17 protein-coding genes, 2 pseudogenes and 1 riboswitch are annotated in these 14,891 nt (G+C 34.9%); of the genes and pseudogenes, 12 read left to right on the top strand and 7 right to left on the bottom strand.

The features are described from left to right. Positions 1 to 3: 3 nt before the first annotated feature. Together proQ and AACL31_RS03850 are read right to left on the bottom strand one after the other, a co-directional pair. Positions 4 to 726, bottom strand: a complete 723-nt coding sequence (proQ, locus tag AACL31_RS03855) for an RNA chaperone ProQ (protein WP_032115943.1) — start codon at positions 724 to 726, stop codon at positions 4 to 6. Positions 727 to 821: 95 nt separating this feature from the next. After that, positions 822 to 1,319: a GAF domain-containing protein gene (locus tag AACL31_RS03850; RefSeq protein WP_334468467.1), complete on the bottom strand. Its 498-nt coding sequence runs from the start codon at positions 1,317 to 1,319 to the stop codon at positions 822 to 824. 556 nt (positions 1,320 to 1,875) lie between these two features. Between AACL31_RS03850 and AACL31_RS03845 the strand changes: the two genes are divergently transcribed. Continuing rightward, positions 1,876 to 2,109: a DUF1480 family protein gene (locus AACL31_RS03845; RefSeq protein WP_032115945.1), complete on the top strand. Its 234-nt coding sequence runs from the start codon at positions 1,876 to 1,878 to the stop codon at positions 2,107 to 2,109. Positions 2,110 to 2,495: 386 nt separating this feature from the next. Here AACL31_RS03845 and AACL31_RS03840 read toward each other — a convergent pair whose 3' ends face one another. Both AACL31_RS03840 and ftnA read right to left on the bottom strand, forming a co-directional pair. Further along, a complete protein-coding gene (locus AACL31_RS03840; protein ID WP_310512085.1) occupies positions 2,496 to 2,843 on the bottom strand; it encodes a YebY family protein in 348 nt (115 codons plus the stop codon). 183 nt (positions 2,844 to 3,026) lie between these two features. Next, positions 3,027 to 3,530 carry a non-heme ferritin gene (gene ftnA, locus AACL31_RS03835; protein WP_032115947.1) on the bottom strand — a complete coding sequence of 168 codons (504 nt, stop codon included), beginning with the start codon at positions 3,528 to 3,530 and terminating at the stop codon, positions 3,027 to 3,029. 262 nt (positions 3,531 to 3,792) lie between these two features. Here ftnA and AACL31_RS03830 point away from each other — a divergent pair, with 262 nt between their 5' ends. Then, positions 3,793 to 4,017, top strand: coding sequence for a DNA polymerase III subunit theta (locus AACL31_RS03830; RefSeq protein ID WP_310512086.1), 225 nt, complete (start codon positions 3,793 to 3,795; stop codon positions 4,015 to 4,017). A gap of 56 nt (positions 4,018 to 4,073) precedes the next feature. Here AACL31_RS03830 and yebF read toward each other — a convergent pair whose 3' ends face one another. Together yebF and AACL31_RS03820 are read right to left on the bottom strand one after the other, a co-directional pair. Continuing rightward, on the bottom strand, positions 4,074 to 4,445 hold the full coding sequence (gene yebF / locus AACL31_RS03825; RefSeq protein ID WP_339053983.1) for a protein YebF: 372 nt from the start codon (positions 4,443 to 4,445) through the stop codon (positions 4,074 to 4,076). Between the two features lie 111 nt (positions 4,446 to 4,556). Continuing rightward, positions 4,557 to 4,727, bottom strand: coding sequence for a YoaH family protein (locus AACL31_RS03820; protein WP_310512088.1), 171 nt, complete (start codon positions 4,725 to 4,727; stop codon positions 4,557 to 4,559). A gap of 124 nt (positions 4,728 to 4,851) precedes the next feature. On the opposite strand from AACL31_RS03820, the gene pabB reads away from it, so the two are divergent. From pabB to AACL31_RS03770, 10 genes and pseudogenes are all read left to right on the top strand, one after another. Then, a complete protein-coding gene (pabB, locus tag AACL31_RS03815; protein ID WP_339053755.1) occupies positions 4,852 to 6,213 on the top strand; it encodes an aminodeoxychorismate synthase component 1 in 1,362 nt (453 codons plus the stop codon). Then, on the top strand, positions 6,207 to 6,551 hold the full coding sequence (locus AACL31_RS03810; RefSeq protein ID WP_310512090.1) for an NUDIX domain-containing protein: 345 nt from the start codon (positions 6,207 to 6,209) through the stop codon (positions 6,549 to 6,551). Before pabB ends, AACL31_RS03810 begins: the two co-directional genes overlap by 7 nt. Beyond that, the gene (locus tag AACL31_RS03805) at positions 6,551 to 6,787 is read left to right on the top strand and encodes a hypothetical protein (RefSeq protein ID WP_310512091.1); all 237 of its coding nucleotides are present in this window, start codon (positions 6,551 to 6,553) and stop codon (positions 6,785 to 6,787) included. The genes AACL31_RS03810 and AACL31_RS03805 overlap by 1 nt, the downstream gene beginning before the upstream one ends. 169 nt (positions 6,788 to 6,956) lie before the next feature. Further along, entirely contained in the window at positions 6,957 to 8,321 is a 1,365-nt protein-coding gene (locus AACL31_RS03800) for an L-serine ammonia-lyase (protein ID WP_310509148.1), read from the top strand. 448 nt (positions 8,322 to 8,769) lie between these two features. Further along, positions 8,770 to 9,737, top strand: a pseudogene (gene manX / locus AACL31_RS03795) (PTS mannose transporter subunit IIAB). 73 nt (positions 9,738 to 9,810) lie between these two features. After that, positions 9,811 to 10,611 (top strand): PTS mannose/fructose/sorbose transporter subunit IIC, encoded by an 801-nt coding sequence (locus AACL31_RS03790; protein ID WP_310512092.1) that lies wholly within the window; start codon positions 9,811 to 9,813, stop codon positions 10,609 to 10,611. Positions 10,612 to 10,626: 15 nt separating this feature from the next. Beyond that, positions 10,627 to 11,484, top strand: a complete 858-nt coding sequence (locus AACL31_RS03785; RefSeq protein WP_310512093.1) for a PTS mannose transporter subunit IID — start codon at positions 10,627 to 10,629, stop codon at positions 11,482 to 11,484. 116 nt (positions 11,485 to 11,600) lie between these two features. Then, positions 11,601 to 12,059: a DUF986 family protein gene (locus tag AACL31_RS03780; RefSeq protein ID WP_310512107.1), complete on the top strand. Its 459-nt coding sequence runs from the start codon at positions 11,601 to 11,603 to the stop codon at positions 12,057 to 12,059. A gap of 139 nt (positions 12,060 to 12,198) precedes the next feature. Further along, positions 12,199 to 12,351, top strand: a riboswitch (yybP-ykoY riboswitch). Positions 12,352 to 12,398: 47 nt separating this feature from the next. Next, on the top strand, positions 12,399 to 12,962 hold the full coding sequence (gene mntP, locus AACL31_RS03775) for a manganese efflux pump MntP (RefSeq protein ID WP_310512094.1): 564 nt from the start codon (positions 12,399 to 12,401) through the stop codon (positions 12,960 to 12,962). Positions 12,963 to 13,334: 372 nt separating this feature from the next. Next, positions 13,335 to 13,691, top strand: a complete 357-nt coding sequence (locus AACL31_RS03770; protein ID WP_026821639.1) for a helix-turn-helix domain-containing protein — start codon at positions 13,335 to 13,337, stop codon at positions 13,689 to 13,691. Between the two features lie 139 nt (positions 13,692 to 13,830). On the opposite strand, the pseudogene AACL31_RS03765 reads toward AACL31_RS03770, so the two are convergent. Next, positions 13,831 to 14,847 (bottom strand): annotated as a pseudogene (locus AACL31_RS03765) (lipoate--protein ligase). Between the last annotated feature and the right edge of the window lie 44 nt (positions 14,848 to 14,891).

Genomic DNA, 14,891 nt, shown 5'->3' with positions numbered 1-14,891 from the left:
GTATCAGAACTTTAAATGCTCAGCGCGTACAATCATTGCCAATCCTGTCGGCAATTGTACCCGAACACCATCCTTAGCTATCTCAAGCACTGACGCATCTACGATACTTTGGCCAACCATAACCTTTAATACTTGACCAACTTTTAATGTAGAAATATCCGTTACAGACTGTAATTTGGCTAGATTGGCCATTTTACTATTATGAGTTTTTTTAGCTTGATTTTTAGAGTAAGAATGATGTTTATGTTTTTTATTTATTTCCTTAGTCTTAGTCGTTGAGCGAGAAGACTCACTTTTCTTACTAGAAGTTGCCGATAAGATCTTTTCGTTGTCTACCTTCTGGACTTTCTGTTGAAATTCCCGTTTTCTTACTTTTTGCTCTGTTCGTTGAGCCTGAATACGAGCCTTTGCATCCATTAGCTGCTGACGCGCATACTCCACATGTTCTGATTCCAGATCACCACAATCATTGCCATCCAAATCAACACGTTTAGCACCTTCTTTGACACCATACAGATAACGCCAACTAGAAGTATACATTCGCAAAGCAGATCGCAATTGGGTTTTACTGATACCATCCTCTTCAGTCAGTCTTGCCACAATATCCTGAAAGATTCCAATCTTCAGTGGACGAGCCTCACCTTCAGCAATAAAGCATTGAGGAAAACGCTTAGCCAAAAAAGCAATTATTTCTTTACTACTATTCAACTTAGGTTGATTTTCCATGAAATTTCCTGATTACAACGGTTTTGCCAACCAACGCAGGCATGAACAGGCGATATTATAATAGCGTTGCAGACAATTGCCACGCAAACCAACTGTTAAATTACATTAATTTGTGGATATTTTGGTATAACACACGCTTTCAAGTGGTTACAAAGTATTACAACTAAGGCTTTCAGACCATTTTCATCCTCTTCATCAAAACGATCAAAAATAGGACTATCAATATCTAATACGCCAATTAACTGTCCATTGACTGCTAGCGGCAAAACTATCTCTGAACGACTGAGACTATCGCAAGCAATGTGCCCAGTAAAAGAATGGACATTAGCAATACGCTGTACTCTATTTTCCATAAAAGCAGTCCCACAAACACCTTTTCCTTGCGCAATACGTACACATGCGACCTTGCCCTGAAAAGGGCCAAGCACAAGCGTATCATGACTTTTCAGATAAAACCCTAGCCAATTAATATTATCCAATCTTTCAAACAGCAGTGCACTCGTATTTGCAAGCGTGGCAATAAAATCATATTCACCTGCAATTAAGCTAGTTAAATCACATGAAAGATCATGATAAAAGACTTTTTTTCCCATAACATCCCGTTTGTCAAATTCTACATATACTCATCTGGTAGATAAATCACCAATATGGCGATTTTTTATCTCTCTAGGTTAACAATTCGCTATATTAATCGTTATGTTTTTTAACTTATTGTAATTTAACTGGCCGGTCAAATCACACAATAAATGAAAATTAATTCAAATTTTAGCTAATTATTAAATATGAAAAAAGTTTCAATAAAAAAATTATAAGCATTTTCAGTAATAACATATAACAAAAAAACCGGCGATAATCATTTTCGGCTATCTTTTTATTCTATTAACCTAAGCCCTATTTGTATTTAAATTAGCAATATTGATTCATCGCAATTTATTTGTAATTTAGTCGCTTATAATTTCGCCTAAGGTACATTTTTCATTAACATAAAAGTTATTTAAAACTGTTAATTTTCAATGAGTAATAGTAAAAAAGCCACCCGTTTACCACCATCCCAATAATTTTGGAAAAGCGTTCCATTTATACTATTCTAAAAACTTAAAGTATCTATAGCGATTTGTTAACATTTTAAATAATCAGTGGGGATCACAGATGAAGAGAGCAAAACTAAAAATTTCCACCTACGTTATTGATGATGCACTCTTGGCTGACGCAGCTGAAAACACTATCAGTATTCCTTGTGAATCAGATACTGAATTTTGTATGCAACTTGATGGCTGGGATGAAAATACAAGCATTCCGGCCACACTAGATAATAAACCTGTTCTTCTCTATCGCCAGTACTATGATAAAAAAAAGCATCATTGGATTATGAGAATAGTTTAGTCATATCAGAATTAAAAAAGAGACCGAGCTAATTCCAATACTCGGTCTTGGGAAATGGCTCTAGAGAGCCGTGCGCTAAAATTTGTCATAGAGACGTAACAAAATGCAATTTAATACTAGCTGTCAGTTACAAAATTAGCTAGTGATAAAAACATATTTATTACATTAAATTAACATTAATTGTTTTCATAGAATAAAATATTTACTAGCCCAAAATTAAATTTGAATTGCCCTTACTTTCTCTCAAATTCGAAATATATTCGGTATGTTTTCTTAATGTTGACAGTCGCCAAAATTAATAATTTTTTAAAAAATCGGATTCGTTTAAATAAAATTACAAACAAAACTATTTCAATAGAAATTATAAGGCAAACAATAATTTTTAATTAGTTTTTACAAAGATTTTGCGCGGTTTTGAGTATCGGAGTGATGTCTATTTTCTGCTGTGATAAATCTGCCGGTTTGAGTAATATAGTTGAAAGTGGTGATGCGATAATTTCACGCTTTTTCATCTGCTCTGCCGCTATACTATTAAGAGGATATTGCATTAAGGTACTAGGATTTATAACCAATAATGCGCCATTGGGGCGACACTCAAGCATTACTTCCTCGCGCTTAAAAATCCATTTATCACCAAACTGTTTTTTACTAACCGTTATAATGGGTGGGGATGAAATTACCGGAAAAGAGGCTGTTTTTGTTAATAGTAATACCAACCTACTAAACTTTACCATATCAATATTTCCTTATAATTCATAATAATGAGATACAATTACTTACAATATCATTCATATTATCAGAAATAATTTTTATAACCGTTTTTTATTTTTGAATTGTTTAAAAAAGATAAAATAAAATGCTAAATGATAGTAGAGAAAATAAATTTCCCACTGGTGCTCAAAGTGGGAAGTTATAAATTAAACATGCACAGCACTAGACATTGCTTTCAACTCTTTATCTAATAAAAATAGTGATTTACCATCTTCGCCAACTAACTCAAACTTATCCAAAATTGATTTGAATAACTTTTCTTCTTCATGTTGTTCTGCAACATACCACTGCAAAAAATTAAATGTCGAGTAGTCTTGCATCTCCAATGCCAGATGTACAAGAGCATTAATTTCATGTGTAATATTTTGTTCATGTTGATAGGTTTTTTCAAAAACCTCTTTTACAGAATTAAATTCCGCAGGCGGGGCATCAATTTGACCTAATATCGGCATTTCACCAGTATCGCTAAGATAATTAAATAAACGTTGCATATGCCCCATCTCTTCCTGAGAATGCGTTTTTAAAAACACCGCGGCCCCTTCAAAACCTTTATAATTACACCATGCACTCATTTGCAGATAGAAATTTGCTGAAAAAAACTCTAAGTTAAGCTGTTTATTTAATTTTTTAACCATCTCTTGCTGTAACATTGTTCACACTTCCTATGTTTTTAAATAAAGTTCAATTTTATTATCTTCAGTTATACCAATGATAAAGGTGTTGTAATTAAAATAAAACTAAAATTAACCATTATTTGATCAAAATAATAGCCTAAAATAGATCACTTTCATTACAATCACTATTAAAATATTATAGAAATAATAAATAGTTACATATTTATTCAAGACAAACTATGTCTCGTTTACTAAAATTAATGTAGAAATCATATTTGATGGGGTCAAAAATACGAGTATGAGTTACAATCTTGCCGAATTAGCAAAGGAGGAGAGGGAAAAACTAAATCTTGCCGCTGCAAGTGTGGCATTTAAAGAAAGATACAATATGCCGGTTATTGCCGATAGAGTTGAAGCAGCGCAAGCGGTGCATTTGCGAGAGCATTTTCGTAAGCGGCTTAAGCTATTTCGCAAAATTTCTCATACTCTGGATCAATTACCTTACGATCCGCGAAAAGGATAATATAAAAATAACCATAAATGTTAATATTCTGACAACTTTTTGCTGTTAATTAATCGCTAATCGCTTTTAATTTGATAAGTAATGGTTTCATCCTGGCAATTAACAATCACCTGATAGCTAACATCTTTTTTCACACCCCTAACGCTCAAAGGGATTCTATAACCATGTTTGATTGCTGTAATGTTATTATTATTTATCCATGCAACTACATTCGAACTACCAAGTAACTTTTTATCCTCATTCCAGTTTGGCAAGCGAGTTTGAATAAAATCATTCTTCACTTTTGCGCCAATTTGCTGCGGGTTTAAATTATCACAATTGATAAATTTAGCCGTTCTTCCCTCATTAATTTCAATATCCTGAGCTGTTATTGAAAAAGATAATAACGTGGATAATATCATAGCTAGCAACATAAAAAGCATCTTCATCACTTTCATTTACTCCTAAACATTTTCTTATGAAAAGTAAGTATAATTAGAGGTGTAAAGGCATATCCATCATATCAACAATATGAAATAACATAAAAAATGTTATTTCTCTTATTTAAGGTCGTTATCAGTTTGCTTTTTAACCGCATGCTTTGCACGGATCTCCTTAGCGACTAAAGCAATCGCTTCCCCACTACTCATTCCATCAGCTATCAATTGATGAATACGTTCAGCAGCTTCTTGTTGCTCCTGATGATTTAAAGTTGGCATATCTGAAAACATTTATTTTTCACTCATTTTTTATTTAAACATCATTATCAATATAACATTAGCATAGTTTGACCTATGAAAAACGTTATTTTATGGTAGTATATTCGTTAATAACCCTTATCGTTGCCTAATAAATATGCGCCTGCAAAAAATTCAATTACCTTATTCATTAGATGCCGCTTTAAATTATTTTAATGCTATCGCCAACCAGCCATGGGCGATGTTATTACATTCGGGTAATGCAAGCCATCCACATAACCGTTTTGATATTGTAGTCGCTGATCCAGTAACCACGTTAGAAACAAGAGACAGTATCACGCAAATTCACCGTGAAAATGAAAAAATCAGCTCAGAACTTGATCCATTTGAGCTATTAAAAAGTGAAATGCAACATTTGAATCTCACTTTCACAGTGAATAGCGATCTTCCTTTCCAAGGCGGAGCTTTAGGTATATGGGGCTATGATTTAGGCCGGCGAATAGAAATTCTGCCGGAACTTGCTAAGAAAGAATTAAGCTTTCCCGATATGGCGATGGGTATTTATCTTTGGGCATTAATTGTTGATCACCATAAAAAAATAGTAACTTTGCTCAGTTATCAAAATGTTGAACAACGCTTGTCATGGCTAGAAAACCAAACGAAAATACCAACTGAACAGTTTCAAATGTGTGAACCATGGCAAAGTAACATGTCAAGACAGCAATATCACCATAAAATTAGCCAAATTCATCAATATTTGCGCGATGGTGATTGTTACCAAATTAATTTAGCGCAACGTTTTAAAGCCAAATATCAGGGTAATGAATGGGAAGCGTTTCTTAAACTTAATCAAAATAATCAGGCACCCTTCTCTGCTTTCATTCGTTTAGAACAACATTGCGTGCTCAGTGTATCACCTGAACGCTTTCTTTGGCTGAACGACAATTCAATCCAAACCCGTCCAATCAAAGGCACATTGCCTAGGCTGACTGATGCCCAAGAAGATCAAAAACAGATAAAACGTTTACAATTATCAACCAAAGATCGCGCTGAAAACGTAATGATAGTTGATTTATTGCGTAATGATATTGGTAAAGTTGCAATACCAGGAACAGTCAGTGTACCAGAACTTTTTGTGGTTGAATCTTTTCCGGCTATTCATCATTTAGTTAGCACTATTGTTGCACAATTGCCTTCTAGCTATCATCCCACTGATCTATTAAAAGCCTGCTTTCCAGGCGGCTCAATTACCGGCGCGCCGAAAATACGTTCAATGGAAATTATTGATGAACTTGAACCTCATCGTCGCCATAGTTACTGCGGAGCGATTGGTTATATCAGTTTCTGCGGTACGATGGATACAAACATCAGCATACGTACCTTATTAACTGAAAATCAAAACCTTTATTGTTGGGCAGGCGGTGGAATTGTGGCAGATAGTACCGCCGAAAAAGAGTATCAAGAGACTTTTGATAAACTGAGTAGAATATTACCCGTATTAGAAAATAATCAATGTTAATGAATATGTTAGATAATTTTATTAACCGATTTCAATTAATATTACCTATCGCTACTGGTACCGCTCAACCTGTTAATACCGATAGCGCAAAAAAAAGTGCCGCTGTACTATTACCCATTATTTGCAAACCTGAACCCACTCTGCTATTTACCAAAAGAACTGATAACTTGCGTCTTCATGCTAGTCAGATTTCTTTTCCTGGTGGCGCTCGCGAACCCGATGATCATAATTTAATTGAAACGGCCTTACGTGAATCTTATGAAGAAATTAATATTTTGCCAAATCAGGTGCAGATCCTCGGAAAAATGCAGCCAATAAAAAGCCATAGTGGCATTTAGTGACGCCTACTGTTGGATTACTATCAACAAAGGTTTCTTATTACAAAAATCCAGCCGAAGTAGCCGCTATTTTTGAAGTCCCACTGAAGCACGCCCTCACCTTAACTCATCATCATTCCATTATGATCAATAATGCAGGCCATAAAAAGCGTCTGTTCTTTTATCGCTACAATCAATATCTAATTTGGGGATTAACTGCAACAATTCTCAATAAATTGGCCTTACAACTTGTTTAAAATAGGCAAAAAATAAAAAATCTTTTTATTTTACATTTTATTCACTGCTACTAGTAAATTTCAAAAAAAACGATAAACTGACAATCCATTATAACACGGTAATATTACAACCATAACATTTAGTCTTAAGTGATTACTTTCTCGTTTTTATTTTTCCAGGGGGTTCTTAGTGATCAGTGTTTTCGATATGTTTAAAGTAGGTATTGGCCCATCCAGTTCTCATACCGTTGGTCCAATGAAAGCGGGTAAAGAATTTGTCGATCAATTGGTAGAAAAAAATCTACTTTCCTCCGTCACTCGTATCGCTGTTGATATTTATGGTTCACTTTCATTAACCGGAAAGGGACATCATACTGATATTGCTATTATTATGGGTTTAGCGGGTAATTTGCCAGCAACCGTTGATATTGAATCAATTGCAGATTTTATTGCCAATGTTGAGCAAACTGAACGTTTATCTTTGGCAAATACAAGCCATTATGTTGATTTTCCACGCCAAGGCGGGATAAATTTTCATTATAATAATTTACCATTACATGAAAATGGTATGACCATTACCGCTTTCAATAATGATAAGCAAATATTCAGTAAAACATATTACTCGATAGGTGGCGGCTTCATTGTTGATGAAGAACATTTTGGCCAACAAATATCTACTAATAAAAAAGTACCCTATGCCTATAACTCAGCAGCTGAACTGTTACTTCATTGTAAGAAAACCGGTTTATCTGTTTCTAGTCTTATGATGAAAAATGAATTAGCACTGCATACGAAAGAAGAAATTGACCACTATTTTGCTAATATTTGGCATACCATGCAGGCTTGTATCGATAGAGGGCTTAATACTGAAGGTATTTTACCCGGCCCGCTTCGCGTCCCCCGACGCGCGCCGGCATTACATCGCATGCTGACCGCTTCCCAAAAAATGTCCAATGACCCAATGGATGTCGTTGATCTGATCAATATGTTTGCATTAGCGGTCAACGAAGAAAATGCCGCCGGTGGTCGTGTCGTAACAGCACCCACTAATGGTGCCTGCGGCATCGTTCCTGCTGTGTTAGCTTACTATGATCATTGTATAGAACCTATTACACCGGCTCTTTACAATCGTTACTTTTTAGCTTCAGGGGCAATTGGTATTCTTTACAAAATGAATGCCTCTATATCAGGTGCTGAAGTCGGCTGCCAAGGTGAAGTCGGTGTTGCCTGTTCAATGGCCGCTGCTGGATTAACGGAATTGCTGGGTGGCAATCCTGAACAAGTCTGTATTGCCGCTGAAATTGGTATGGAGCATAATTTAGGTCTTACCTGTGACCCGGTTGCAGGACAAGTTCAAGTCCCTTGCATTGAACGTAATGCAATTGCGTCAGTAAAAGCTATTAATGCGGCAAGAATGGCATTACGTAGAACAAGTGAACCCCGAATTTCTTTAGATAAAGTTATCGAGACCATGTATGAAACAGGTAAAGATATGAATGCTAAATACCGTGAAACTTCTCGCGGAGGTTTAGCTATTAAAGTTCAGTGTGATTGATTTATCACGCATCTTAAAATATATTCCTTATCGTTTATAACCCTTTCCATAAAAAGGATTATTTTTATTTATTACACATTTTTATATCCAATTAGTTAAAAATCTTACCTGTATTAAAGTACAGTTTATATCTATAGAATTACAAATTAAATTCTATTATTATTTCATACAAGATAATAACAACTATAACAAAATCAACTTGCTTGATAAAAGTTATCTTTCTCTAAATATATTTATATGTATTTTAAATTTTCTGATCAGCGGCATATTTTTTCTTATATTTAAATGATAATCTATAAACTAATTAATTAGTTTCAATAATGGTTAATGCTTTATAACATGAAAAACTATTCATATTAGTGATTATTTGATTGTATTCATCCGTCAACGGAGAGTACACTCTAATAATCATTTTTATTATTTAACCTACTTCTTAAGGGGAAAAGTAGTGAGTGTAGCTATTATAATTAGCACTCATGGTGTTGCTGCAAAACAGTTGCTCATGACCGCTGAAATGTTGATTGGCGAACAACAAATATCGCTTATATCGATTTTGTTCCAGGTGAAAACGCTGATACATTAATTGAAAAATATAATCAAAAGCTTAATGAGCTCGATGTTTCTCAAGGTGTGTTATTTTTAGTAGATATGTGGGGAGGCAGTCCATTTAACGCCGCTAGTCGAATTATCGAAAGTAAAGATAAAGACAAATATGATATAGTTACCGGAGTTAACGTCCCCATGTTAGTTGCTACGTTACTATCCCGTGATGATGATCCTACTTTTAGTGAATTAATCAACACTGCTATTGAAACCGGTCGCAGCGAAATTAAAGCGCTCAACAATCAGCAGACTAGCGATAAACCGCAAAATTCACCGACGCCAACTCCCCCTCCAAAGGTAACCAATTCAGCTACGCAAGGCCATATGTTTATTGCCCTTGCACGAATTGATGATCGTTTAATTCATGGTCAAGTGGCTACTCGCTGGACCAAAGAGACAAAAGTTAAACGTATTATCGTAGTCAGTAATGAAGTTGCTAAAGATCATGTTCGTTCCACCTTATTAAAACAAGTTGCGCCACCGGGTGTCACTGCGCATGTGGTCGACGTAGAAAAATGTATTCGTGTCTACAATAATCCTAAGTATGCCGGTGAACGCGTTATGCTGTTATTTACCAATCCAACAGACGTTTTACGCCTTGTGGACGGCGGTGTCGAAATAAAATCTGTTAATATTGGTGGCATGGCATACCGTGAAGGTAAAACACAGGTTAACAAAGCAATCTCGATCGATAATGAGGATATTGATGCTTTCAATCAATTATCCAAACGAGGCATTGAACTTGAAGCGCGTAAAGTTTCTAGTGACAACAAACTGGATATGTTAGCTCTTATCAAAAAAGCAAAAAACTGAGTTTCCTTTTTTGGTTATCCATTCACGACTTAAAAATAGATTCACCAACGTTGTTGGTTACAGGAGATAAACAATGGAGCTTACCGTTGTTCAAATCATACTCGTTTTCCTTGTTGCCTGTATTGCAGGTATGGGTTCTGTGCTAGATGAATTCCAATTTCATCGTCCTTTAATTGCTTGTGCACTAATTGGTCTCGTACTTGGTGATCTAAAAACAGGGATAATTATCGGCGGCACGCTGGAAATGATCGCGCTCGGATGGATGAATATCGGTGCGGCCATGGCTCCCAATGCCGCCCTAGCCTCAATTATTTCTACCATTCTGGTTATTGCCGGCGGGCAGGATATTGGTACCGGTATTGCACTAGCAATTCCTTTAGCTGCCGCAGGACAAGTATTGACCGTTATTGTTCGGACAATCACTGTTGCATTCCAACATGCATCTGATCGCGCTGCATTATCTGCTAATTTACGTGCATTAACCATAATTCATATCTTAGCTCTGTTATTACAGGCTATGCGTATTGCTATTCCTTCTTTAATTGTTGCTATCTCTGTAGGTACTTCAGAAGTCCAACACCTACTGGATTCAATTCCTGAGGTTGTCACTAAAGGGTTGAATATTGCTGGCGGTATGATCGTTGTTGTCGGTTACGCTATGGTAATCAATATGATGCGTGCAGGTTATCTAATGCCATTCTTCTACTTGGGCTTTGTAACTGCTGCATTTACCAATTTCAACCTAGTTGCACTAGGCGTGATTGGTGTTGTGATGGCTATTCTCTATATTCAACTCAGTCCAAAATACAACCAATCACAAATTGCTGCTTCGCAAAATAACGGCAATAGTGATTTAGATAATGAATTAGATTAATTAAGGAATGTAATAATGGCAGATACAACTTCAGTAAACCAAACAAATCTAAAAAAGCTTACTGCTGGTGATATTCGCGGAGTTTTTTTACGTTCCAATCTTTTTCAAGGATCGTGGAACTTTGAACGTATGCAAGCCCTGGGCTTTTGTTTTTCAATGATCCCAGTGATCCGCCGTTTATACCCTGAAAACAGTGAAGAACGTAAACAAGCCATTAAACGCCATCTTGAGTTTTTTAATACTCATCCTTATGTAGCAGCGCCTGTTTTAGGTGTCACCATAGCGATGGAAGAGCAAAGAGCTAATGGCGCGGATATCGATGATGGTGCAATTAATGGTATCAAAGTAGGTTTAATGGGCCCTCTAGCGGGCGTTGGTGACCCTATTTTTTGGGGCACAGTACGTCCAGTATTTGCGGCTCTAGGCGCCGGAATTGCAATGTCAGGTAGTCTACTAGGACCGCTACTATTTTTTATTTTGTTTAATTTAGTTCGCTTATTAACCCGTTATTACGGTGTTACCTATGGCTATAAAAAAGGGCTCGATATTGTTCATGACATGGGGGGTGGCTTTTTACAAAAAATGACCGAAGGTGCTTCTATCCTAGGGCTATTTGTCATGGGCGCATTAGTCAATAAGTGGACTAATGTTAATATCCCTTTAGTCGTATCAGAGATAAAAAATCCAAATACTGGTGAGGTAACAATTACCACCGTACAAACTATCCTTAATCAATTAATACCGGGTTTAGTGCCATTATTACTAACCTTTGGTTGTATGTGGTTATTGAGACGCAAGGTTAATCCACTATGGATTATCATTGGTTTCTTTATTCTAGGCATTGTTGGCTATTGGGCTGGATTTTTAGGCTAACAGACTCAATTTCTTAATTGTCAATTGCGGGAGGTTGCAACCTCCCGTTTTTAATTTTATCTTTACAGCAGATTAATAATCGATTGGAGTCTTTGCTTATGAATATGAATATGAATATGAATATGAATAATATTGTATTGACTGTCTTGATCCTACTAATGCTAACTTATGCTATCTATGAAGAATTGATTGTTAACTTATTAAATGGAAAAACAAAATTAAAAATAAAGTTAAGGCGTAAAAATAGAATCGATGCCGTTATTTTTATTATACTGATCGCGATTGTTATTTATCATAATATTATTCAATATGGTAGTCAGCTAACAACCTATTTATTAATGATTACCATTATTATTGCTGTTTACTTAACATTCATTCGTTATCCTAAGCTTTATTTTAAAGATAAAGGTTTTTACTACAATAATGTCTATATATTGTACGAAAATATTAAAATAATTAATTTATCGAAAGATGGAATATTAATAGTCGGTTTAGCAAAAAGAAAAATTTATATTGCTGTTAAACAGTTTGATGATTTAGATAAAATTTACAATTTTATGATCAATAATAAATAAATATAAATAATATTGTTAATTATTCTTATACATTTAATCAACTAGAATTATTATTTTTATTAAAAATTAAATGATATTAATTTTATAAATTAATAAAAATTTAAATAATTGCCTTTTATTATTTTTATGATATCTTTTGTGATAAGTCATTGGGGAGTAGCCTGTTCTAAATAAAATTGTCTATTAGCGATTAATTTAGAAATTTCATGTCAACATACTCGTTATGATCCATAACGTGGCATGAATACCTGACAAGGTTGGCGAGACCATACACATATTTTTACTCTAGGTTGGAAGTAAAAATATGTGTATGGATAACTTTCCAACTGAGACGGTATAATGAACTTATACGCAACCCTAGCTTTATCTCTTGCATTATCGATGGATGCTTTTGCTGCATCTGTTTGCAAAGGTGCTAGCTTGTTTAATCCCTCTTTACGTGAAGCAATAAGAACTGGTTTTATTTTTGGTATTATTGAGGCCATCACTCCCATCATTGGCTGGAGTTTGGGACTATTGGCCAACCAATATATTATTAAGTGGAATCATTGGATAGCGTTTAGTCTATTATTCATGTTGGGTAGCCAAATGATATATCAAAGTTACCATCATGCAAAAAACAATAGCAAACCTCAACCTATTCACTGTCACAATTCTTTTACCCTTATTACTACTGCCTTAGCAACCAGTCTGGATGCAATGGCTATTGGTGTCAGTCTGGCCTTTTTGCAAATTAATATCATCCATACAGCGATGGCAATCGGACTAATGACCATGATTATGGCAACACTTGGAATATTATTAGGTCGTTATATTGGTCCATTATTAGGAAAAAAAGCCGAAATGATTGGCGGTGTTACCCTAATCATTATCGGATTTAGTATCGTTTATCAAAATATTTAATTTATTAAATAATTAATACACATCTATGTTTTTAATGCTTTTTTAGGTTAAAAATGATAGCAAACAGACACTAAACAATAAAAGTTTTAACCATTACTAACAAAAATTATTAATTGAAAATCTTTAATGTGTAATATTTACTAACAAAATAGCTAACCATTTAATTGATTGATTGATTGATTACATTATTTTAAAATAGAATAGAATAGAATAGAATAGAATAGAATATAGACTGATGATAATAATTTTTATTAATTACAAATGGCATTTTTTGCCTATCTATAAATATCAAAAATCATAAAATAGAACTTATAAATAAATCAATAATTCTTTATAGTTAGGCTATTTACCCACTGATTGTGGAAGGTGAACATGTCGGAAAATGTAATCAATGATATTGTTAATTGGCTAGAAAGCCAATTACAACGAAATGAAGGCATTAAGATTGATACCATTGCTAATAAAAGTGGTTATTCTAAATGGCATTTACAACGGATCTTTAAACAATTAAAAGGTTGCACTTTAGGTGAATATGTTCGTAAACGTCGATTACTGGAAGCAGCCAGGTTATTACGAGAAGATAAATTTTCTATTTTGGATATAGCCCTACAATACGGTTTTAGTTCGCAAGCAACTTTTACCCGCATTTTTAAAAAACATTTTAATACTACACCGGCTAAATTTCGCCAAAATGGGCAGTTACCCGACTTTAATCAATTTATGGACTAATCTAGAATTATTAATTTTTAGACTTAAGTTATTATATGCCATTCTAAATGCTGGCTTTACGGCTGTTTGCAATAAAATTATGCTTGAATATATCTCTTTCCAGCAATGGATGCTAATAATTAACAATCATTAATTTGATTCATGCTATTTCATTGACTAACCAATTTTCGAATTGTATAAGCTGCTGATGAAAATTTGGATATTGAAACTGGATCTCAGCGATTAATTGCTTAATTGTCGCTGGTTGGTATTTTTTGCCAATCAACTTTTGACCAAAAAGCTCTAATGGCGATGGATCTAAACTATCCGTATAAATTTTGCTAGTTGAAATTTTTCCTTTATCAATATCAAAATGAAGTTCAACACCACCCCAGGCAAATCGGGTTTCAAGTATATGACTAAAAGCTGGCGCGTGACCAAAATTTCACTCCCAACTAGATTGTTCAGCATAAATGTCAATAAAACCGGGTAAATCAGGAAAATTGGTTGGTGAAATTATTTCTGCCTTCACTACCTCATCATAATAGTTAAAAAAATTGTTTGCTAAGGCGTTACAAATTGCCTGATGACTAATCTGAACATCAATTTCAGCTAAATTCATTACCCTAGAACGTACGGAGGTAATGCCTTTACTAATTAATTTCTTCGGATCCGGATTTAAATAACTGGCTAAACGGTTTAAATCTGTATTAATAAGTAAAGTGCCATGATGAAAACCGCGATCGTGTGTTTCAAAATAAGCTGATCCGGAAATTTTACGCTCACCATGGGCGGAATGGACAACTAGATCATTTCGACCTGAAACTTGAGCCTTTATCCCAACCTCAGCTAGTCCTGCAATAATAATTTGTGTTGAAATAGTTTTATCATAGGCTGGTTTACCCGCCATAAAGGTAAAACAGGTGTTTCCCAAATCATGAAAAACCGCACCACCACCACTGCGGCGGCGAGCTAATTTGACTCCATCTTGGGCCATTTTACGTGTATTACACTCTTTCCATGGATTTTGTGCCCGACCAATAACGACAGTATTATTATTGCGCCAAAGAAACATAATCCGCTGCTTGACTGACATTTGGCGAAAAATAGCCTCTTCAACAGCTAAATTAAACCAGGGATCAAATGATTCAGAAATAAGAAGACGTATTGAAGCCATAAGAATTTTGCCAACCTATATTCATTTTGTTATAGCAAAAACCA

It is taken from the genome of Arsenophonus endosymbiont of Crataerina pallida, assembly GCF_964020125.1.
GTDB lineage: Bacteria > Pseudomonadota > Gammaproteobacteria > Enterobacterales > Enterobacteriaceae > Arsenophonus > Arsenophonus nilaparvatae.
The sequence above is the reverse complement of the archived record's forward strand: the minus strand, read 5'-3'. Positions and strand labels throughout refer to the sequence as shown.

What these genes read in the sequence shown, in the direction of transcription:
- proQ (WP_032115943.1), bottom strand. Translation starts at nt 726, where the DNA reads ATGGAAAATCAACCTAAGTTGAATAGTAGTAAAGAAATAATTGCTTTT.
- AACL31_RS03850 (WP_334468467.1), bottom strand. Translation starts at nt 1,319, where the DNA reads ATGGGAAAAAAAGTCTTTTATCATGATCTTTCATGTGATTTAACTAGC.
- AACL31_RS03845 (WP_032115945.1), top strand. Translation starts at nt 1,876, where the DNA reads ATGAAGAGAGCAAAACTAAAAATTTCCACCTACGTTATTGATGATGCA.
- AACL31_RS03840 (WP_310512085.1), bottom strand. Translation starts at nt 2,843, where the DNA reads ATGGTAAAGTTTAGTAGGTTGGTATTACTATTAACAAAAACAGCCTCT.
- ftnA (WP_032115947.1), bottom strand. Translation starts at nt 3,530, where the DNA reads ATGTTACAGCAAGAGATGGTTAAAAAATTAAATAAACAGCTTAACTTA.
- AACL31_RS03830 (WP_310512086.1), top strand. Translation starts at nt 3,793, where the DNA reads ATGAGTTACAATCTTGCCGAATTAGCAAAGGAGGAGAGGGAAAAACTA.
- yebF (WP_339053983.1), bottom strand. Translation starts at nt 4,445, where the DNA reads ATGAAGATGCTTTTTATGTTGCTAGCTATGATATTATCCACGTTATTA.
- AACL31_RS03820 (WP_310512088.1), bottom strand. Translation starts at nt 4,727, where the DNA reads ATGTTTTCAGATATGCCAACTTTAAATCATCAGGAGCAACAAGAAGCT.
- pabB (WP_339053755.1), top strand. Translation starts at nt 4,852, where the DNA reads ATGCGCCTGCAAAAAATTCAATTACCTTATTCATTAGATGCCGCTTTA.
- AACL31_RS03810 (WP_310512090.1), top strand. Translation starts at nt 6,207, where the DNA reads ATGTTAATGAATATGTTAGATAATTTTATTAACCGATTTCAATTAATA.
- AACL31_RS03790 (WP_310512092.1), top strand. Translation starts at nt 9,811, where the DNA reads ATGGAGCTTACCGTTGTTCAAATCATACTCGTTTTCCTTGTTGCCTGT.
- AACL31_RS03785 (WP_310512093.1), top strand. Translation starts at nt 10,627, where the DNA reads ATGGCAGATACAACTTCAGTAAACCAAACAAATCTAAAAAAGCTTACT.
- AACL31_RS03780 (WP_310512107.1), top strand. Translation starts at nt 11,601, where the DNA reads ATGAATATGAATAATATTGTATTGACTGTCTTGATCCTACTAATGCTA.
- mntP (WP_310512094.1), top strand. Translation starts at nt 12,399, where the DNA reads ATGAACTTATACGCAACCCTAGCTTTATCTCTTGCATTATCGATGGAT.
- AACL31_RS03770 (WP_026821639.1), top strand. Translation starts at nt 13,335, where the DNA reads ATGTCGGAAAATGTAATCAATGATATTGTTAATTGGCTAGAAAGCCAA.